The sequence below is a fragment of the Peribacillus sp. NPDC097675 genome (genome assembly GCF_050277655.1).
Lineage (GTDB): Bacteria > Bacillota > Bacilli > Bacillales > DSM-1321 > Peribacillus.
The window spans coordinates 140,553-162,507 of sequence record NZ_JBNNSK010000006.1 but is presented as its reverse complement, the minus strand read 5'-3'; the positions used below and the strand labels follow the sequence as shown (position 1 = coordinate 162,507).

General features: G+C 32.4%; 15 protein-coding genes and 1 pseudogene. 6 read left to right on the top strand and 10 right to left on the bottom strand.

Annotation, left to right across the window (positions count from 1 at the left end; translation table 11 throughout):
- Positions 1-71 precede the first annotated feature (71 nt).
- The gene (locus ACQKL5_RS10870; protein WP_427608672.1) at positions 72-542 is read left to right on the top strand and encodes a hypothetical protein; all 471 of its coding nucleotides are present in this window, start codon (positions 72-74) and stop codon (positions 540-542) included.
- Between the two features lie 118 nt (positions 543-660).
- Here the strand turns inward: ACQKL5_RS10870 and ACQKL5_RS10865 are convergent, their stop codons facing one another.
- On the bottom strand, positions 661-1,920 hold the full coding sequence (locus ACQKL5_RS10865) for a cytochrome P450 family protein (RefSeq protein WP_427608670.1): 1,260 nt from the start codon (positions 1,918-1,920) through the stop codon (positions 661-663).
- A gap of 1,365 nt (positions 1,921-3,285) precedes the next feature.
- On the opposite strand from ACQKL5_RS10865, the gene ACQKL5_RS10860 reads away from it, so the two are divergent.
- Positions 3,286-4,191, top strand: a complete 906-nt coding sequence (locus tag ACQKL5_RS10860; RefSeq protein WP_427608669.1) for a tyrosine-type recombinase/integrase — start codon at positions 3,286-3,288, stop codon at positions 4,189-4,191.
- 25 nt (positions 4,192-4,216) lie between these two features.
- Here the strand turns inward: ACQKL5_RS10860 and ACQKL5_RS10855 are convergent, their stop codons facing one another.
- Both ACQKL5_RS10855 and ACQKL5_RS10850 read right to left on the bottom strand, forming a co-directional pair.
- Entirely contained in the window at positions 4,217-5,683 is a 1,467-nt protein-coding gene (locus ACQKL5_RS10855) for a tyrosine-type recombinase/integrase (RefSeq protein ID WP_427608668.1), read from the bottom strand.
- Positions 5,684-6,008: 325 nt separating this feature from the next.
- On the bottom strand, positions 6,009-6,374 hold the full coding sequence (locus ACQKL5_RS10850) for a cyclic-phosphate processing receiver domain-containing protein (RefSeq protein WP_427608666.1): 366 nt from the start codon (positions 6,372-6,374) through the stop codon (positions 6,009-6,011).
- Between the two features lie 643 nt (positions 6,375-7,017).
- Here ACQKL5_RS10850 and ACQKL5_RS10845 point away from each other — a divergent pair.
- The gene (locus ACQKL5_RS10845) at positions 7,018-8,535 is read left to right on the top strand and encodes a hypothetical protein (RefSeq protein WP_427608664.1); all 1,518 of its coding nucleotides are present in this window, start codon (positions 7,018-7,020) and stop codon (positions 8,533-8,535) included.
- 673 nt (positions 8,536-9,208) lie between these two features.
- On the opposite strand, the gene ACQKL5_RS10840 is transcribed toward ACQKL5_RS10845, so the two are convergent.
- Positions 9,209-11,089 carry a hypothetical protein gene (locus ACQKL5_RS10840; RefSeq protein ID WP_427608662.1) on the bottom strand — a complete coding sequence of 627 codons (1,881 nt, stop codon included), beginning with the start codon at positions 11,087-11,089 and terminating at the stop codon, positions 9,209-9,211.
- A gap of 514 nt (positions 11,090-11,603) precedes the next feature.
- Here ACQKL5_RS10840 and ACQKL5_RS10835 point away from each other — a divergent pair.
- Positions 11,604-13,712: a hypothetical protein gene (locus ACQKL5_RS10835; protein WP_427608660.1), complete on the top strand. Its 2,109-nt coding sequence runs from the start codon at positions 11,604-11,606 to the stop codon at positions 13,710-13,712.
- On the top strand, positions 13,702-13,971 hold the full coding sequence (locus tag ACQKL5_RS10830; protein ID WP_427608659.1) for a helix-turn-helix domain-containing protein: 270 nt from the start codon (positions 13,702-13,704) through the stop codon (positions 13,969-13,971). The genes ACQKL5_RS10835 and ACQKL5_RS10830 overlap by 11 nt, the downstream gene beginning before the upstream one ends.
- On the opposite strand, the gene ACQKL5_RS10825 is transcribed toward ACQKL5_RS10830, so the two are convergent.
- The 4 genes from ACQKL5_RS10825 to ACQKL5_RS10810 all read right to left on the bottom strand — a co-directional run bounded on the left by ACQKL5_RS10825 (position 13,972) and on the right by ACQKL5_RS10810 (position 16,421).
- Entirely contained in the window at positions 13,972-14,331 is a 360-nt protein-coding gene (locus ACQKL5_RS10825; RefSeq protein WP_427608657.1) for a hypothetical protein, read from the bottom strand. It abuts the gene before it with no gap.
- Positions 14,324-14,575, bottom strand: coding sequence for a helix-turn-helix domain-containing protein (locus ACQKL5_RS10820; protein WP_427608656.1), 252 nt, complete (start codon positions 14,573-14,575; stop codon positions 14,324-14,326). Before ACQKL5_RS10820 ends, ACQKL5_RS10825 begins: the two co-directional genes overlap by 8 nt.
- 233 nt (positions 14,576-14,808) lie before the next feature.
- Positions 14,809-15,321, bottom strand: coding sequence for a hypothetical protein (locus tag ACQKL5_RS10815; RefSeq protein WP_427608655.1), 513 nt, complete (start codon positions 15,319-15,321; stop codon positions 14,809-14,811).
- A 152-nt stretch (positions 15,322-15,473) separates the two neighbouring features.
- Positions 15,474-16,421, bottom strand: a complete 948-nt coding sequence (locus tag ACQKL5_RS10810) for a hypothetical protein (RefSeq protein WP_427608654.1) — start codon at positions 16,419-16,421, stop codon at positions 15,474-15,476.
- 141 nt (positions 16,422-16,562) lie between these two features.
- Between ACQKL5_RS10810 and ACQKL5_RS10805 the strand changes: the two are divergent.
- A pseudogene (locus tag ACQKL5_RS10805) lies at positions 16,563-17,075 on the top strand (transposase); the annotation flags it as partial.
- A 464-nt stretch (positions 17,076-17,539) separates the two neighbouring features.
- Here ACQKL5_RS10805 and ACQKL5_RS10800 read toward each other — a convergent pair.
- Both ACQKL5_RS10800 and ACQKL5_RS10795 read right to left on the bottom strand, forming a co-directional pair.
- A complete protein-coding gene (locus tag ACQKL5_RS10800) occupies positions 17,540-18,742 on the bottom strand; it encodes a PD-(D/E)XK nuclease family protein (protein ID WP_427608653.1) in 1,203 nt (400 codons plus the stop codon).
- Positions 18,743-19,602: 860 nt separating this feature from the next.
- Positions 19,603-21,801: an AAA family ATPase gene (locus ACQKL5_RS10795; protein ID WP_427608652.1), complete on the bottom strand. Its 2,199-nt coding sequence runs from the start codon at positions 21,799-21,801 to the stop codon at positions 19,603-19,605.
- Positions 21,802-21,955 lie beyond the last annotated feature (154 nt).

Sequence of the window (21,955 nt, the reverse complement as noted above, 5' to 3'; positions counted from 1 at the left end):
ATTTTTTTTATTTATATGCAGCAACTTTTTATATACATACTACGTCTATCTTATTAAGGTGGGGAATTTATATGAAGAAGTGGCTAGTACTATCATTTATTTTGCTTAATCTAGTGGGGTGCACAGATGGTAATGAAATGGTTGGAGGAAAGCCTCCGAAGGTACTGATTGAAATGAATAATGAATCCTATGAAACGAAGCTTGGTACGTATTGTTGGAGCAATAACAAAGGAAATACTTGTGTGGATATGGCTGGAACAGTGGAACTATTAGCGGATAAAAAGCCTATTGAGGCACTACCGGGTGAGAAGGTTACCATAAAGATGGATTATGAACCTAAACCAAATGAAACGCATGTAACACAGTTTAACGCGAATGAAAAAAATGAAGAAACAGATATTCTTTTAAGAGATAATCAGTTTACTGTTCCTAAAGAAAAAGGCATTTACTATTATGCTTATAGTGTGTGGTGGATGGATGAAGAGGATGCTAGTATTTCAAAAGGTGATGCGTTGTACGCTTTTGTACTAGAAGTGAAATAGAAAGCGGAAGGGATATATATATATGTTAGTCAAATAATAGGTCATAAAGACCCCAAACCTTAAGTAGTTATTTGCGGTTTGGGGTTTACCTTTGTAATCGTGAGGAGAAAATGCATTTCTAAAAAGAAACAGGAAGTGAATCAAGACTTTGAGATGAAAGGGAAAACTGCCATTCAACTTTTTCCTTAGGAATACTTAGCCTTAAGTTGGGCATTCGTTTTAATAGAGTAGTAAAGGCTATATCTCCTTCTATACGTGCAAGCGGAGACCCTAGACATACGTGGAGGCCATGTCCAAAAGCGAGGTGACGATCTATTTTACGTTTAACATCTAAATCTTCTGAGTTAGTAAAGACTTTCTCATCACGATTGGCGGCTTTCACCATCACAAGTAGCAAATCTCCTTTTTTGATTTGCTGCCCACCCAATTGTGTATCTTCTTTTGCAAAACGCGGTCCTACAATCGTTGATGGACCATTGAATCGCAACAGTTCCTCGACAGCTGAAGGAACTAAAGTTAAATCAGCCTTAAGCATTTCTAACTGTTCTGGATTCTCAAATAACATCATCGTGCCAGTTGCAATTAAGTTCGACGTTGTCTCATGACCTGCAAAAATAAGTAACGTAATCATCGAAATTAATTCTGACTTATCAAGACGTTCGCCTTGTTCTTCAATGGCAATCAACTGACTAATTAAGTCATCAGAAGGATTTTTCCTTTTTTCTTCAACTAACATTTCAGTATATTCCCCAAATTCTTGTAAATGCTTCCCAACTGTCGGGTCTTGTTTACCCAAACCTAGGCCATTAGCGATTGCTGTGGACCAAACTTTAAGCTTATTGCGATCTTCATGCGGCACACCTAACATCTCTGAAATCACATTAATCGGTAAGGGGTAGGCATAGTCTTTAACAATGTCCATCTCACCTTGAGACTGAACTTGATCCAGTAATTCATCAGCAATTTCTTGAACCCGAGAACGTAACCCTTCCATATATCGAGGTGTAAAGGCTTTAGAAACTAACATACGTAATCTCCTATGATCAACACCATCAGCAAAAAGCATGGATTTTCCGGTAAAAAAGGTATCAGGTGACGATGAATCGACTTCGGTGGTCATTTTATCCCTATAACCTTTGTCATTCTCAATCGTTTTAGGGTCCACTGTAAATATCGCGTGATTCTTCAAAACTTGAGTTGCTTCATCCATATGTACAACTAACCAAGCTTGACTATCATTTTGACCAAAAGGGTTCGGAATAGAAATGACAGGTCCTGTTTTACGTATTTTGGCGAATATAGAAAAGGGATTCTCTTTATTTTGTCCACTTAATAGATTTAGAACTTGTTCTTGCACCATTTGATCTGAGTTGTTCATGTTTTATCATCCTTCCTTACAAATATTTTTTAATCGTTAATACTTGTGTAAGTTGTAGATAAAATGCAATTTATTAAAAATTTCAATTACTCAAAATACATTACTTTAATTCAAGTAATATATTTTAGGTTACATTTCATTTTTTCGATAGTCAATGCGAGTAAAGTACTTTTTCTCATAGTGGGTATAATGGAGCAACATTAAAAAATATAGCTAAGCATAATATTTTAGCGGATTTTTTTCATTAATAAAATTGGTGTTCTATACATCCAATTGAGAGTAAAGCACTCACTGGTTTAAAAGGAAATCATCCTTAGTAAGAATACTATTATTTATTTATGGAAAGCGGCCTATAATGAATCATAGTTAGGAAAAAGATGCTAAAGACATAGATATATTTGTTTTAAAAAAAGATATTAGTATTAAATTGGATGTAATTACTATTCTAGAATAAAGAAATTGAAGTGTTACCCCGTGATTTTTATCATTTTCTCTAAAATAAGACATATCAATATAATAATTAGTGGTAATTCTTCATAACTGGTTCATCTCTAGATATCTGATTGATATGGAGCTAGTTAATCCTGAAAATGATAAGAAGGATAGGAGGGAAGAAGGGAATCGTATAGTTATTTAATTATATTTAGAACCAATATTAAATTTGGGAAAGAGGGATATAGGATAAAAACATAATGTAAAGAGAAATATACTCGTATAAAAGTAATAATTGAGATTAGAGATCTTTCTTAATAGAATTTTACGATTGCTACTATAGTTAGGAAAATACTGTTAAGGGTCAGATTGCTAAAGTAAGATATTAATGATCTTCAATTTTATGGAATCGAATATTGAAGTTGAGCTGTTTAATAATATAGGTGGTTTAAACGGTATGGTTAATGAATTTAGGTGTTGGAAATTAAATAACAGTAAATTTTCAATAATAATGTGCATGCATTAAGTAAAAACCTCTGGTAAGTTATTAAGTTATATTGATCATTATTATATAATCTAAAGCTATTTATAAATTAATTATATATGGGATGGTTATAGTAAAGCATTTAATGAAAACAGAAAATCTCGATTCCGTCTCACTTAGTTGAGTATTCTTTAGATATGAGACGAAAACCGATAATGTTTTATAACTTCCTATAATATATATTATGTAAACTAGAATTATTTCACGCCATGATTGGTGTTATCCCCTGTAGTTCCTATAATATCTGTACTAGTGAAGTTTTCTTTTTCCAGTTCCTTATAATGGCTTCTCTTTTTCATTGTCCGATAATCTCTCCTTTTGGGCGGTTAATGGTCTTTTTTGTACGGATAATGTTGTATCGTTTAAACACTATACGTGGAGGTTTTTACATGGAATTAAAAGCTGTCATTGATGAATTCATTTTGTACATTCAAATCGAAAAAAACTATTCGGATCATACGATCACCAGCTATGAATACGATTTGGTGCAGTTTCTATCCTTTTTACGTAAATCCAATGGTTCTACGGATGTGGCATGCATTACCAAGACCCATGTCCGCCGCTTTATCCAGCATCAAATGGGAATGTGTAAACAAAAGCCACGTTCCATGCATCGTAAGATCTCCTGTTTAAAATCGTTCACCAAATATTGCCTACAGGAAAAATACTTGATGAGTGACTTTATGGCTTCCATAGAATCACCTAAAACGGATAAAAAACTTCCAGTTTATATGACGCTTACCGATCTTCAACAGTTATTTCAGATGCTGAGCGAGGAACATTCGTCCTTATCGCTTCGAAATGAAGCCATGTTTAAACTTCTTGCCACTTCGGGAATGAGAAGGAACGAACTTGTGACGTTAACATGGGAAGAAGTCGATTTCTCAAGTCAGTACATCAGGATTTATGGTAAAGGGAAAAAGGAACGGTTAGTGCCCCTCCACCCGGTTGTCCTGCCTCTGCTTCAAGCTTATAAGGCAACCCGTAAGAAACATCAATGCCACCCGTCACAACCCGTGTTTTTAAATAAATTGGGGAAACCATTGGACCCACGTGGATTACATGCAATCTTTAAAAATGCTTTGCGAAAATCAGGTCTTCCCCCCTCCCGCTTTTCGTTGCATCATCTGCGCCATACCTTTGCAACCCTTATGCTGCAGGGAAATAAAGAAAATGTGGATTTACGCACCCTTCAGGAACTATTGGGACATGAAAGCATCACGTCGACAGAGGTGTACACCCACGTAGAATTTGAACAAAAGAAGAAAGCCATTGATTCGTTTGATATATTCTAAAAAGATAACTACCCAGACTGGGTAGTTATCTTTTTGCTTGAACAAGCAACTCTGGGGCGATTTGAGCAGGAGGTATTCCCGTCATATCCTGTTGGTTTCCATAAAAATTCATCTGCATAGGTACTGGTGCGTTTGACTGAAAGTTCATTTGATTTTGAGTTGGAACAAGTTGATTAGATGGTTGGATATAAGTGTTCGGTACAAATTGGTTAGATTGGGTAGTATGTGGATTAAACTCCTGAAACAAGACTTGTTGATCTGGAATCATCATAGGTTGAGAAAGCTTTTGTTCCACTTCTGCCATGGTAAAACGGATCATTTGTTGTTTAAAAGTATGAACAGAATAAATATTGTTCATTTGGGCCTGGAAAGCTGCCGGCAAATTTTCATACATCGCCTGTAGATTCATTTGAATTCCCAGTTGGTCCTCTAAGTCTAAAGCTGTCTGCAACACGGTCTCTAGGATGGTTTGAGCCATTCGTAACTCTTTTACTTCTTTTGTATCTCGACGCAGATATCGTTCGAGGGCCCCTTGGGAAGCTTTCTTAGAATGCAGTAATAAAAGCCGGATGGCGTTATCTGATACACCCATTTCATGAAACATGGTAGCAACACTATACCGTAAACCGTGTGGCGTGAAATATTTACTTGTTTTGTGTTTCATCGTATGTTTACCGGAAACAGTACCCTTATTCCCATCCTCCACTTCTGAAGGTGTTACGTCTGTTATCCAACCAAGATGTTTACATATTTTATGGACGATATAGTTCATTTGCTTGTTCGCAAATGCCTTTCCCCGTAATCCATATAAGAGAGGATCTTCTGGATTCATATCTTTTGTATATTCCACAAAATAAGCCAATACTCTAGGAGGTAAAGGAATAAAACTTTCTCTATTTTTCGAGTTAGTGGTCTTTTCTCCCTTCTTTCTTTCAACCTCACCATGATTTAAATTAGATAATATTATCCTTATGCCACCCGCTTCTTTATCTATAGACTGAGCTTGTAAGCTAATCAAATTGGTTGAACGAAAACCGGTGAAAATGTCTAAGAGAGTTGGAGCTAAGACATTAATTCCTTGAGCTTGTAATTCATGTGCTGCCTTATATACTTGGTAAAGTTCAATAAGGTCCAACTCTTTTGATAAATATTGTTGCTCGGTATAATCCGTAATCTTTACCGTAAGAAAAGGATTTCCTTCTATGATCTTTGCATGATTCAAATGTCTAAACAAGGAAGATAGCGTACTTTTTTGTTGTCTTAATGTACTGGGTTTTACCTTTTCGACTTGGGCGTTTTTCCATACCTGGCAATATTCATATGTAACGTTGTCAAGAGTAGGCTGCAAACCTACGCTGATCAAATGATTCGTAACATCTTTAATGTTTTTTTTATAGGCCTTCTTTGAGTTCAAAGACCAATTACTTATTTGTTCTTGGTTTGAATAGGCTTCCTCTAAAGTACTTTGTGGTGTAATCGTATTTTTTTGCATAAGTATTTACTCCCTCTTTTATTACAACAAAAAAACCCCAAGCTTAATACAAATCATCATCGTATCCAAATACGCAATGATTGTATGGCTTGGGGTTTTCCCTTGTTTAATATTAATTTATTAATATATTAGCATGAATACATTATATGTCAAGAGTATTTTAGTTTTTAGTAGTATATCGAAACTTAATGCCGTATCAATATCTAATTTGCACTATTTGGTAAGACCTCTGCGTTCAAATCAGCTAGAAATAATCGAGTTAACCCTCTTTTGGCTTCAATCCGTCCTTTAGGCATGACCAACTATTCAATCCATAACTCAATTATTAGTATCCAGAGTATTTATTTGGAGTAATAGAGTAATGATGTATTTCTATGTCACTATCTATAAATCCTCTTCGTTGAGCAGCTTTTAGCGTATGAAACATATTTTCACGTCCAACACCATTATCCGTGTGTAGAAAAATTTTATCCGCTCGTAATCCTTTTTCACAGAAGTATTTTACTAGGTCATACCCTGTCGGTAATATATTACCATCTTTATCTTCTCCTAAATCATGATCCAGGGAAAGGATGTTTATTTTAGAGTTCTCCATATAATGAATTGCTTGTTCAATGTTCCTTGCAATTACAAATCCCTTTGGACAGTCCCTTAAATCATCAACATAAAGATTTATTTTTTGACCAGTCATTAGCATTGTCACCGTCTATCCTTTATTTTATATACTGAATTATTCCTTTTCTTCAACAATCTGGCATGTCATAAATAGGTGAAGTAGTCTTGCTACGGCACCCTATAGTCTACAGAGAATTACCCCCAAAGTATAAAAGGACCTCTTCTTCTCTTTTATTATGTTTAAATTTATTCTCTAGTTGCTTATACAAGACATTCAGCAACCTTTAAATATTAAAGGACTTGTTGATCTATCTAAAGAAGAAGACAGAAGACCGAATGGATTTTATTCACAAAGTACTTAAAAGATACCTAAATGAGTATAAGGAAATAAGCAAATCCGATGAATTAGAGGTATATGATAAATTATTAGAGGTATATGATAAATTCATTGAAAAAACTATTAACAATGGAAACGCACAAAGCACCTATTTATCATTGGTTCGTATTTTCGGAAATGAAATAAAGCGAAAACGGGAGAACAATTATCTAATATCCAACTATTGTTAGATTTTACAATTTCATGTTACAATTTTACTTAAAAACTTAAAATTTCTTAAGTAAAAAGACCCCTTCAATATCTGGATTAAATGAGATATTCAAATAGGAAATGTAACTTTTTAAAGTAAAGGCCAATTAACAAAGAAAAGGATGTGACTAGTTTGGATTCAGCTTTTCTTCATGATACTGTTTTTAATATAGAGAAAAAGAGAATAAAACTAGAGAAACAAAAATTAAACAGAAACGAGATTAAATGTTGGTTTGAAGAAAATTATCGTAATTTTTCCAAAAAGGGTGCTTTTACCTGCATACGCTGTAATAAAACAGTGAATATGAATCTAACAAAAGATGAAGGAAGACCTTTTTATTTTCGACATAATGATGACAGTGAATGTTCCTATTCAAAAAATACTAGAACATACGAGAAACATATCTCTAAACATGAGGTTAAGTCAAAGAAAGACATAGGGCTTACGGTTTTCCGCGAGATATTAGAAGGGCAGCTGAAGCCTCATGGAGCCAAAATAGAACGAGGATTTCACTATAAAAAAGAGCTTTCATTTATTCCCGATTTTATTATAAGTTTTCCATCCTCGGAGAATTTTTGGGCTATTGACTACTATACGGCTATAGGTCAGGGATTAGTCTCTGGGAGTTATGCTCGTCATTTACAGAATAGAAAGAAAAGCTATGAAAAAGAAGGATTTAAAACCTTTTCATTTGTAGATAGTAGCTGGCTCTCTTTTGACGAAGATACGAATAAGGGAACGCTATTATCAGCTGAAACGCATGTTACGAATAAAAATGAAGAAGATGCTTTGTGGGATAGATACCTAAAAGAAAAACTACATGCCGAATTATTCTTTTATTTTATTAAAGAAACTGGAGCATCCTCGCTGGAATTTAATACCCAACACATTATTTATGTCAATATATCCAATCGACTTTGTACAATTTTCCGCTTCATTGAAACATCATATAACAGCCGTAATATGACCTTTTACAGATTCAGTTCATCCAAGATATCACTTGAACAAGCCTTAACACTAGATACTTTTCATGAGCAATTTGTCTTTTTAAATATTAGTGAAGAGCTTACACGAAAGTCCTTTTTACATAATCTTATTGAAAAGAAAAAACAAATGGAGCTAGAAATACAACAGAAGGAAGAATTGTTAAAACAAAAACAAAGAGCTATAGAACTTGAAGATGTACATATTGAAAAAGAAATGAACGAAAGAGCAAGAATTGCCACTTTACGACCTATCGAAGTAAACCCTAATCGATTCTATCGAAAACATGATTTTTACAGTAGTTCGTATTATAATCACAAAAATTCAGGGTCCTCCTTTGAAAGTATGAATGATCAGAATGAGAAACAGAAAAAACAATTAGTAAAAGAAAGGCTTCTTTCTCAACCGATTAAAGGAGAATTATATATTGATGGGGATAAAAAGTATTGGAGATTAATAGTATTAAAATGGATTAATGAAAATCAAGCAGCTAATTTGATTAATGTTTCTTTACATCAGCTTTTAGATTATATGAAAAAATCCGGAGTTTCCTTTAATCAACAAGATAATATCGTGCAGTATCCAATAATAAATTTTCTGAAATATTACGAGAAGATCATAAAAACAGAATTGAAGAAAAAGGTACTACTAATGATTAAAGATTAAATAGTATTAATGGCTATCGATAACAATTATTTAAATGGCCTTTTTAATATTTGATTAATTTGCTGTTTTCACAAATTCGATGTAATAACCCTCTATATTGTATATAAATTATTATAAAGACAATATAACCTTTTTCTTTAATTTAATCTCCAGAATTTTGCACTAATCCGTCTAAATCTGTTGCCCCTGCTAACAATGGCATAATACGTAATGAAATAGTGTCAAGAAGATTTAATCTGTTCTTTTGTAGTAATATCTCTGTTTAACATTAAAATTCGTTCTCCTTTCTTGTGTGAAAAATTTAAAACCCCAAAACAGAACACGCCTTCATAAAGCCGGTTCCATTTTGGGGTTTTCCCTTGTTAATATTGATTTTTATAATGAATAGAACTTTACCATAACTTGTTCAATTGACATAAAAATCAACAACCATCAACAACCCACTTTTTCCAAATCACTAAAATAATATTCGCTTCACTATAGTCTCCCTCTACTTCTATACCGATAAAAATTATCGATTTGGATCTTAGCTGTTCTATTTTATAACCTATCCTATTTTACATTTATATTCCTCTAAGTAATTGTGAACATCTTAGGATTGTTCTGTATATAAACTTAAATCGCTATGATTTAATATAAAACACATGCGGTCAGTGATTATATGTTAGAAAGCTTAAAATGAAACTACAAGTTTTGCACCCATTCCTTTTACTTCTCTAATTCTATATCCTCTAGCATTATCATTAAGTACATTAATAAATTTGGTTTTTAAATCTTTTTTCGCTCTATTTTCTGGAGTTTTTTTAGTGTTTTTTGTTTCATGAAATTCTAATATTAACTTATTTTTATTTATTTTCACTAGAACTGAATCGATATCAGTAACTATTCTTTCATTCGGTGATTTTGTAATATCATAAATTGTAATTCTTGCCATACTAGCAAGTATAAATCCTTCAAAGGAACGAGTCGCCGATTTTTTTAGTTGTTCTATTTCGAATGCTCGATCTTTATCTGGTTCATTTTCTATTGAATAGTCAAAAATACGTTTTAATCTTCTACTTTTTCCATTTACATTGAATATAAACTGTGGGTAACTCCTTGTTTGTATATTTACGTCCCAATTATATTGATCTTTTATAAAATACCTTAAAATACTCCATAATAATTCTTTATATAACGGAATAATATCATTCATAAACCTGCGATTTAATTCCGGGAAAGTTAAGTTTTTTGACCTAGCAAGTATTTCATTTAATTTTTCTATATCAAAATGGTACTCTTCCCCTAATTCCATAACATTATTTAAAACTCGGTCAATATCAGAATTTGCATTTTGTTCTAGAATACGTGTAAGTCCATGAATAAAATTACATATATTAAAAATGAATGGTGGCAATTGTACCTGTGAGAATTTATCTTTACACAAAAAGAAATCGATAAATCTAAAGTTGCTTACTGGATTATAATCAATACTAAACTCCGTATCCCTACACCCTGTCCGTACCTTCGATAACTCATTTAAATCCGATTTAAAATCCTTTCCATTTTGCACTGTGTCTTTCAGTATTAATCTAGCAAAATGTTTTAAATTATTTTTGAGATCACTATGCAATCCTTGGGAAAGTGCCAATTCAATTAGCTTATCAACACCTTCTGTTTTATATGAACTAAGCAAATTCTGAGATTCAATTTCATAGTTTCTTTGTACTTCTAACACCCTCGTATTTAAGTAAATTTCATCATGAAGCAGTGAAATTATAGGCTGTAATTGTTCTATTAAACTTTTATTATTATATGTGGTTTCTATTGATCCTAATGAGATGATAGCTGCTATTAAATCTATAGTAACAGGAATATGTGAGTAATGACCGTCTATAGAAATAATGGATAATTTTCTAATTACATTAAAAAGCCTTTTTAATTGTTCAAGTTTTTCTTCATTAAACCTGAAATCTAGTTGGGCTTTATTTAACAATAGTAATTTTAATAATTTAATCAAGTTTTCCCTTGTCTTAAGATTCCTTCCTGTCTCTTTGTATATCCTTCTAATTGCTAAAACATAGTGCATCATTGAGTAATCGTAATCCATAATTACTTTGTCACACCAAGATTTTAGGTCAATGTCTTGAATTGGTCTAAGTAACTTAGTTTTAAAACCTTTTGTTTTTAAAGCATATAGCATTATCGCTTTTTCATCACCATACGTGTATTTTGTATGTCCAAAGTTTGATAGGAGAAACCAAGACTTCATTATTGAATTGCCTGATATATCTTCCCCATTAACTTTCAGGGTGCCTAAACTTAAATTAGAGGAACCCTTATGTAGATTATCAACTAAATCTACTAGTGCGCACTGTAACATTACATAATCATATCGAGAATGAGACGACCCTTGAAATACCTTAGAGATTAAACCTAGATGTTTAATTTCTATCTGACGTTCAAATTCATTAGTTTTTTCAAATAAATTAATAACTTCTAAAGATATATCATAAAAGCTGATATTTACTATTCCAAGTGTAGGAATTGTGACTGCTAATACTTTATTTTCCATAAATGTCTCCTACCTGTTTTAGTTATATTATGCCACAATCCTTAATGAAGACCCTAATATTTTTACCATTTAATGATAAATATAACAGTATATTCCTCTACTGCGAAATTAAATGCAACCAACTATATGGACGCTCTATTACATTTTATTTGATAGTATTTTTTCAGATAAATAAACCATTTTTTTAGACTAATGAAATGTAGACCATCATTGAAGAGATATACGAACATAATGACTATTGATTAAACCTTATGGGTTCATTTTTTCCTTAATGATTTCTTTATTTAAAAGTCTATTTTTTAAAAAGAAAGGGTTCGAATGGAGAAATTCCGCTGTTATTATATTTCAGATACATTTACTCACATCACACACTTTCCTTAACACTTTAACAGGTAAGAACCATGAATCTTACTTGTTATTCTGTCACGTAAAGTGTGTGATTTGTTCATGTATGCTTTTTATTTAAAAAGGAAATGAATGTGTACTACCACTATTTACAGAGAGGAAAAAGAAAATGATTCAACAAACAACTTTACTCACCCGGAACCAAGCAGCCAGAGTAAGTGGCATATCCGGGAAATGCTTCAATTATTTGATTCAAAAAGAGGCCTTTAATCCCTACCTAATTAAAGATGAAACCAATAACTTATGGGTCAATCCAGAGGTTATCCCTTCGATTAAAGAATATTACTCGACCCATAATGGTGCCTACCATTATTACAACTCACATGCTGATTATATTCCGGCTTATCATGTAGCAGGAATGTTAAATCTATCTTATCGACAATTAATAGAAGACATGCGAGCAGGAAAGTGGGATGGTATCTATGTCGAAGTACCAAAATGCGCCCCTCCCCCTGCTGATTTATTGGACATTAACCATAATTACTTTTTTATAAGATCCAAATTTTTTGACAACCGGTATAACACCCTGGAGCAAATTGCGAAAAAAACGACAATGGTTTCCCTAACCAGTTTGCATCAATATCGAAGAAAAGGATTACTCCCGCAGCCTGCCGATCTTGAGGGAACCAATCTGTATGATGAACGAGAAGTCATTCAGCTTCTGCCCTCTATCGCCATGGCACAAAAAGAACAGGGGATTGAACAAATTGGGAGCGGTATCCAGAATGCTTTTGACTTGTTAAACTCTAAACAACAACAAATCATTACGAACTACCTGGATTACCGAGCTAAAGGCGGAAAAATAGATTATAATGGCTACCGGTCTAAACATCAGATTGCAAATAAAGAAGTAACCCTAGCACATATAAAGCGAATTCTCAGTTCTGTTTTTGTACTCATTATTTCGGGACGCTGTGAAATTGAAGAGGATTTTCACAAAAACCCCTTTTATAGAAATTTAGCACCTGATGCTTTTTCTCCGGATGTATTTGATATTTATTCTGTGAATAAGGATGATTACTTTTATCTTGCCTCCAAACGTAAAGGGAAAACTTTAATCAATTTTTATCAGCAGTTAAGACCATTTTATTATTATTTACTAGAGATTTTAGATGATGAAGCGGAAGACGATGAAGAAGAGTTCCAAAAATACAGACGTATCCGCAAAAATGTGATGAAATTTTTAAAGCATTTTCCTACCAGAAATAGCGACTTGAACAAATCGGAAATTAACAGTAAAACAAAAACCTTTTTAACCAGAGAACAAATGGTTATGACTAAGCAGTTAATTTTAGAAGATGTTCGGGCGACAGATCCTTTTAGAAATGCAACAATGTGGCAATTATCCTGTTCGACAGGGGTTCGTCCAGAGGAGTTGCACAAACTAAGAATTGATCATTTCCTTTTGAATGCTGACGGTTATATAGAAACAGACGAAGATGGATGGGGAATTTTACGGCTACCAGCCCATATTTCTAAGCAGGAAAATAGTCCTTCTCATTCCAATTATCACACACCCATCCCTGCTGATACTGTAAGACAACTAAACCGGTATTTGGGAGTAGTATATAAAAAACAAGGTAATACCAATTCTATAGGAAAGGGATTTCTCTTTAGATTAAATTACGCGCTTCCAGAATTTCAATATAAAAAGCCTATTACTTTCAGCTTTATTAATCGTTTAAGATCTCGAATTGATTTTCTTGATGATTTAAGAAAACAAGATTTTATTTTTAAATCCTCACGTCATTCTTTAAATAACACAATTATGCGGTCATTTATTCAAGGAGATCCTGCTCTTAATGATTTAGTGAAAAAAACAGCAGCTGATCATCAATTACGACATAAACCCACTAAATCGGTTGGCGAAGAATTTTACCTGGATGAAATAACCAAAGAACAATACTACCAAGTTCTTGATGCGACTATAAACTTCCCGTGGGATTTAGAAAAACTACACATGTGGGAGGAGGAAAAGGGGTATAGAATATCGAAATTCTCTAATGAATTAGAACAAAAAAATTCTGAAGAAACCGATGAGGAAAGTAAGAAATTGCAACTGCAACTAATAGATCTCGAAGAACAATTACAAAGAATACAAATAAAACCAAAGCATAGCACAGAGCAACAATGGTTGTCCGATCGTCAAGCACTGATAAAAACGAAAAACCTGATTAATCATGCTTTAAAAAGAAATAGAGATTCCAATGATAAATAATCAACAAGATGATTCAGATAGCTATGCTTTATCCAAGTTCCCAGTAATATATCTAATCGATGATGATGCTATTCTTACACCCCAAAACATTTCTAATCTAATTGGTGTTCATGAAGAAACAGTTCGGAGATGGTGCCGCAATGGTTATCTAAAATGCCTGAGTCCCTTCGGACGATATAAAATACGTGGAGCGGATTTTAAATCCTTTGCTCTTCAGTGGTATGTAGCAAAGAAAGAGAAACACCGTAAAGTCTTTTGACTATACGGTGTTTTTTTCATAATATTTTACAAGGACATTAATCTTCCCTTTAACCTTCAACAACCGTTTCTCTTCTGGATACTTCTTAGCTATTCGATCTAACAGTTGGAGAATCGATTGCTGCTCTTTTTTCGGGACATAAATCCTTCCGAAGTCATTAGATGTTGCATACTTAATGAGCGAAATAATATTACCACTGTGATTACAAAAAGTGCAATTCCACTCTGAGGATTCACTACACATCATGGCACTATTTTGGCAATGAATGCACGAAAACTCAATCGTTTGCAACTTAGAATGGTAAATATAATCTATCTTATTAGTTTTAAAGAAGGAAAGATATACATATTCCCTACTCATTTAACAATTGCTCCCACCTTGGTTTGATTTTTGATTTTCGCATAAAGTCCTTAAAGTCAGAACCCACAACAATATATTTATTTCCAAAATTGTAACTTGGTAATTTACCATTCCTACACCACCGGCGAACACTTTCCACATGCATATTAACTAATTCTGCTATGTCTTCTACATGAAGTACAGAATCATCCGAAACATTAAAAATACTGTGTACTGGAGAAGAAGCTTCTTCAAAATTTTCCATTTCTACCACCTTTGATAATTATTTATAAACATTCTAGACACAAAGCACAACATTTAAACATCCGATTGATCTTCATATACACCAAAACAGCAAATCTAATACATAGAAAGCACTAATGTAAGGGGAATACATCCGTTCATTGACAAAAAATCACTTTAAGCGTTTTGATGCTTTTATAATAAAATAAGAAAGCTCTCAATACGTCTTTAAACGTTACTGAGAGCTTTAGTAGTTTATTTGATATTTTGTTTGGTTGTTTGATACATTTCTTCAAAGTGCCTTTCCGCTATATCGAATAAATACTTGACAGAGATATTGTCATTGACGTTTTCTAATTCGTCTATTACCTTTTGTTCAAATATTATCATTATCGAGCCATTTCCACTATTAAAAGGATTAAAACTAACCCATTCTGCACTAACTTCAATTCCCTCTAAACTAAGAGAATTTTTAATTGATTGATAATAAAGATTATCTTCGATGTTTTTTAAGTTAGAGTCTTTAAACATTTCATTTACAAAAAACTTCATGTTAATACTTTTACTTATTTTATTAATCTCAAATTTTTTCAAATATGTATCAAATAAAAGAGGTTTAGCATACCAATCATGAGAAAGTAACCCAAGACTAGGAAATTCGGTGGTGTGATACTCCCACTCTAGATTCAAGAACTCCTGAATATTTTCAAATCTATCATGATAAATTTTATCCCAATTATTTATAGTTGCTTTGTACTTATCTACCACAATTCCACTCCCTTATTTTCCTTAGACATGCATTAATTGCATCAAAAATGTTCATGCAAGCAAACTTCTTTACATCTTCTAAAAAACAGTTCCCGTTATGTTACAGAAGCACAATGTATCACGTGTTTATCTACTTGTAACTTCATTTATACTTAATTAGTTTTTGATTTCGACTCTTCTCTTTGTATATATAAATAATGACCTAAAACATCATTATATTTCTTCTCATTAAATGTTACAGGATCTAGTAAAGCATACCGAAGAATTTGATTATATTTGTCTTTTGCTTCGATAAACGTGATGCTACTATGAGGATGCAAGCTTTTAAAGTCAATAGGTAAGAATGATTCATATACTCGTACTATATTTTCTATTAACAGTGGGCTATCATTTCCCATTAGTAGAATTCCACCCTTACTTGTTCGGTTTATCATTCTAGTAGCAAGGGTTCCACGATTACTATCTGGTTTCCATATTGAAACCTGATTACATGAATTAAAATGACCAACGACTCCCCCTTGTAAATCTTGAATAATATATGGTATTAATGACCCGTACTTTTCAATTTTATTTTGCAGGTGCCCCACTAAGGTCTCCATATTAATACACGAGCGAAAATCTTGTATTGCTGAATACATTTTAAAAGGAATAGGCCCTTCAAAGTTTACTTCTATCTTCTGTAGTGTTGTTAGGCTCTCAATTAAAAACATATATTTTGAAAATTTTTGTCTAACCATCTCTGGATTGTCTTTATAAGCTTCTTCAAAGCTATCAACAGCTCGGACTAATAATTGATCCGCATCTAAGCACCCTAAAATATGGTACTCCCTAGATAAATTAAATAAAGCACAAGCATGTATAGCATAATAGAACCATTTTTCGGGATATTCCGTCCAATTTTTAGCAAATATTCCATGAAGTACAGCATGATCATTCCTGTTGATTACTTGATGGATAAGCATTGATTGAAAATGGGCACGTGGATTCCTTGGATCCTCAACTAAAGCCTTTCTTATAGCTAAAATAGCATTGGCAACATCACCATTGTCAATAAAGTTATTTGCATCGTTAATATATTTTTCTGGCAATTCTTTTGTCATGTATACACTCCCATAGATTATTTAAGTTTTACTATCATTATATAAGTAAATTATACCATAATAATGTGTAATTATATAAATAAAATAGAACTTAAGAACTATAAAACGTTAAAATGTTAGGAAAAATTCTTTATACAATCTATTACAAGCTATCTTTTTGGCAAAGAAATCACACCAGCTTTACCGTATACACCACCACGGACAAAAGAAGGATTCTTCCGCAAACATGAGTATTTTTACGATGAACACTTTGACTGTTACCTTTGCCCATCGGGCGAGGTTTTAAAGTACTCAACAACAAATAAAGAGGGATATCGCGAGTATAAATCGCCTAAACACAAGTGTAAGACATGCTCATTTTTATCACAGTGTACAGAAAGCAAAGACCATCAAAAAGTGGTAACGCGACATATCTGGCAAGGAAATATGGAAGAAGCAGATCATCTGCGTCCTCATCAAGATGTAAAACCTATCTATGCGAAACGCAAGGAAACGATTGAGCGTGTTTTCGCAGATGCAAAAGAAAAGCATGGTATGCGTTGGACTACTTTAAGGGGACTTAAAAAATTGTCAATGCAGGCGATGCTTACTTTCGCTGCCATGAATTTAAAAAAGATGGCGAATTGGACATGGCAAGGTCCAAAAATGGCCTAACAAAGTGGGCTCGTAAAGACCTATACTTTAAATTTCGAGCAAAATTTCAATAAAATATCAAAAAGGGGTCCGGAATGAAACCATTCCGGACCCCTTTTGTCGACAAACTGAAAGCCTTGATTTAAAAGGCTTTTGACTTACTTTGTGTACCCTGTACCACATAATTACCAAGTAATATATCATATCGTTGCTAAAACATGAATAAATCATTGTTTATCATTAAAAAATGATTTATCTATGTAAATATATGATACTCATATTACTCTATGTTTATCTTAATTCCATTTGATGAATAAACACAGATGGGTATTTTTCATATCCCCCCATGGCATAAGCTTAAATTCAGGATATGTTATATAGCAGATTCTTCTTGCTCTTGTTAATGCTACAAACATATTATTAAGTTCCTCTTTTAGTTCCTTTGGATTTCTAACTCTATAATCAGGGAATGTTCCTATCATTAACTAATAAGTATAAGAAAACTCATCTACGATGATATCTGTAATTTTTATATAATCCTCTAAGAAAAATTTTTCTATCCTTTTACTAAGGGTTTCTTTAATCTGTTCTATATCCATTTTTTCATGAAAATTCTTTGACAACAGTTCAGTTTTATATATTTGGGTATATGAATCAGTTATATTTCTTAGTCTTCCTTTAAATATGTCTTCATGATTTTGAGCGATGTTAAAAAGGTTATTTCTGATTTGCGAAGGTCCCGGACCGATGATTAATTTTATTATTACTCTATTATCTCTGTTTTGGATTTCCCAAAGTAATATTCGCTTTGTTTTTGTCCAATTACCCTCTAAGGGGAGAATTTCGTCTACTGGTTTTGGAATAAATCGCACATAAGTTTTTGTACATATATCCATAATAATATCATTATTTGAAGCAACCAATTCAGCTGCATATTCAGACACCTCTAGGAAGACATCAGGTTTATATTCAAATATTAAATCCAATGCCTTTTGGTGTTTATAATAGATTTCTCTACACAACTTTTCTAGATCATGCTCCCTCATTACATATCTCCTTACAGTTTCAATATATTGATTTAAAAAATCGATAACCCTTGTATCAAGAGCAGACTTTTTCAAATCCATTGCTTTTAACAATACATCTAATATTTGATTATATGTTACAACTATCCAATTTTCGGTATCAGAGGGAATATCCCCATCAGGGGTTAAGAACATAAAAAGCTTCTTATAGTCGGGGAACTCTTGTTCAACTTTGGTTAGGTATTTTTTTAGTTGATGCTCTGACTCCTTACTTCCCACTTTATTTTCAAGAACAATTACAATTTTATTATCATCAGAAATAGCTAATATATCAATGTTGTGCCACTCTCGATAGACTTGAAAGTCCGAATACTCTATGGTTGCAAGCTCTAACATGGAAAAATTAAATTTGTCTAGCTGCATTTTATTTCCTAAATAGGTATGCTGAAGAAATTTCCTTAGAAATATATCGCCTAATCCATGATTTTCAAGTGGCTTCATCAGCCAAGCTATAACATTACTATGCCTAATTTCTGTTCGATGGATATCCAGTGTTTCAAATAGATTAAAGACATTAAGCCTAGACTCTAGTTGATCTAAAATCTCTATATCCAATAAAAATGCTTCTAACTCTGCTAAATTCTCTTTAATTTGATCTTTCATTTATTTAATCCTACTTTCGCCTGACCTTTAAACTTATATTAATTATTTCAAATATCCAAATTCTAGGCAATCGTTTTTCCACCTATTTAGCCCTAAAACACTTGTGCCATATTTATTGTTGGGTTATTGTTTTTGAAAAAACATAAGCTATTAAATTGACTATTTTAACGTCTAGTTAAATTACTTAGACCAAATAACTCAGAAACACTTATCTTTATTAAGTCTTTTAAAGTAGCAAAACGTCCAGCATGACGTGGATCTCCATGCTCGGTAAAAGTGCTAATAGCATTGCTAATATCAAAAACATATAAATCATCTTTGTGAAATATTGAAAGTAAATCAACGATACGTATAGGCGGTTCTACCGTTCCTTTTTTAACAACTATTACGATATTATATATTTACCAAACAAATAACTTACAAAGGGAGCAACTTAAGATACAGAAAAAAAAGCATCTTATCAGATGCCTTTTATTACTATTTACTATATTCTTTATAAATTAGATCTATATATTGGTGATCCTTTAAAAATGACTCTCTACTGGCCTTTACCATTTGAGTTTCCACTGGTTGACTATGACCCATCATCCATCTACATGATTTCTCAAATAAGTCAGCAACCTTTTCTAATTCATCTACAAACTTGGGATTGATTTTCCGTACATGTCCAAATTGAATATTTGGCTCATAGCGTCTTATGATATGTTTAAAAAAACCTTCTTCAATAATTAATTCACACCAAGTTCTAATATCTGAATAAGACTGTTTAAGCTGTTCTTCTAAAATATCTCCAACACATGATTTACTATCGATTATATTTTTATGCTTGTTTATCTTACCGGTAACTTCTTTTAAATTTTCTAATGGCCACTAAAAGTTGGTGTAATAATCCCTTTATTATTAGTGTCAAATTCATCCACTTTAAAAAATTTATAGTTATCATCATTTTTTTTCTTCGGGGATAGATTATATAAGAAATAATAAAACATAATGTTATGAGTGAATACGATTACTTGCCTGTCTTGCGATAATTTAAAAATTAGGTTTGCGAATTTTTCAGATCTTTTATAATCTAATGAAGTTACAGGGTCATCAAATATAACAGTATTATAATTTTTTCTAATATTTAAATCAGTCGCAAATTCGGCTAATGCGACTGCTTTTTGTTCTCCTTCACTCATTACATCAGTAATTTTAAGTACTGTAGAGCCTACAGATTTTCCTCTTAGGTTTCTGCCCTTCGAAGGCTTCATTTGGATTGAAACATTATTGACATTTAGTTCATTACAATATTGTTTAAATAGAACAAGATAGTCATCTTTTACAATGTGTTCAAAGGCTTCTTGAGATTTTCTTGTCAACGTTCCAGTTGTTAACTTTTTCTTTACTGTTTTAACTTTTTCACAATTTTCATTGATGTTTAGATATGTATGGGTTATATCCCGTGAATGGTGCATTTTTTGATTTTTCATTAGAGTCGTTTTCGTATCTGCAAGAGTTTTTAAACTCTTCTTTATTTCTGAATCATTTCCTTTAAGAGAATCTATTCTTATTAAAATAGTTTCCATTTCTGCACTGATTTTCGATAGCAAATCTGATAAATCTATTGAAGTAACCTGACCTAAGAACTCTTTTTCTTTTATACCTTTCTTAAGTATTTCTTGGTTACTCTGTATTATTTGAATTGAAGATTCAATCTGATTTATCAGTGTTTCATTTTCCATAATAGCTTTTTCTTCTGCTATTAAATTTTTCATTAAATACGTCGGTTCAAAACCGTCAATTTGTTTTTTTAAGGACTCTGTTTCAGCAACTAATGATTTTTCAATATGGTCTATATTGGTATTAATAAAATCAGCACTAACTTCAGATAATGTTTGTGCGCAAAAGATGCAGCGATCGTGCTTAGAGGGCCTCTCATTTATTGACTTATAATAGTCTCCACCACTTTTAATAAAATGAAGCCAATTCTCATTTATTTTCTTTATTACAGAAATACTCTTTTTAAACTCTTCATTTAATTTATGTTCCAATTTAATTTTGGATTTATATTCATTAATTAATTGGTTGATTTTTTCGAAAGTGTCTTCGTTTAACGTTTTGGAAACCAATTCAATCTCTTGATACAAATCATTTAATTTTTTTTTATATACCCTCAATAACTTTATCTTTTCAAGGGGACCTTTACTTTGTAATTCCTTTTCCTGTACATTTATCTCATTTATTAAATCCTGAATATCTTCACTTATAGGATATTCAGTTTGTAAAAAGGTATCTAAATTATGGCTTTTAATACCGGATTCTAACAATGATTCAATTTCTTTTTTGATTAATTCGAAAGAGGAATCAGCAAACGATTGCTTTTTTTTCTCTTCATATTTTCCTATAATAGCAGTAATATTTTCTTTGAGCTGATCTATTAACTCAGAAGCCTCTTTAAAATAATCAAATCCCTTAGGAAGAACGCTAAATGATAAATCGTTGTTGATTAATGGAATAACAGACTCGCTATCCCAAACATTAATTTTTGATAGAGCAGGGTGTGGTACATTTATATCGACTTTTTCCCTTTTACTTTCGTTATCATCATTAAAGGAAATGTCAATTGTTTGCTGCTGTGACCCTGGTGTATCTCCTGGTATATCTGAGGTATAAACATTAGGTAAAAGGTCTAATTGTTTTAATTGTGTATAATAATTATTAGCCAGCTTTCGAAAAGTTCTAACATAGGAAGACTTTCCTGAGCCATTTTCACCGTAAAATACATTTAAATTTTTTGCTAATTTAAAGCTACTATCTAAAGATAATGCATTAATATTATACGGATTGGCTATTTCCTCTATAAATAAAGCACTTTTTTCTTGTGGCAATTCATCGTTTGGCAACTCAATTGAAACCTCTTCTTTTGAATAATAAAGATTGATTATTTCTTTTGATAGATCTTTTATATTTACTGACTCTTCTGAAAGTATAGTACTACAAATTTTCTTTTTCCACGGTTCACTTTCTGCCCATTCAACAAAAAAATCAACAGCTCTTTTCAGTTTAATGACCTCCATGCACAAAATCTTTAACATTATTATCCATGTTAATCATAGCACATTTTCACGCTATTAAATAAATGTTTTATACTGACATTACTTTTATGTCATTAGTCACCTATAGGACAACGTTGTATCCAACTGTTGATGGGTTATAGACCCTTAATGCGAA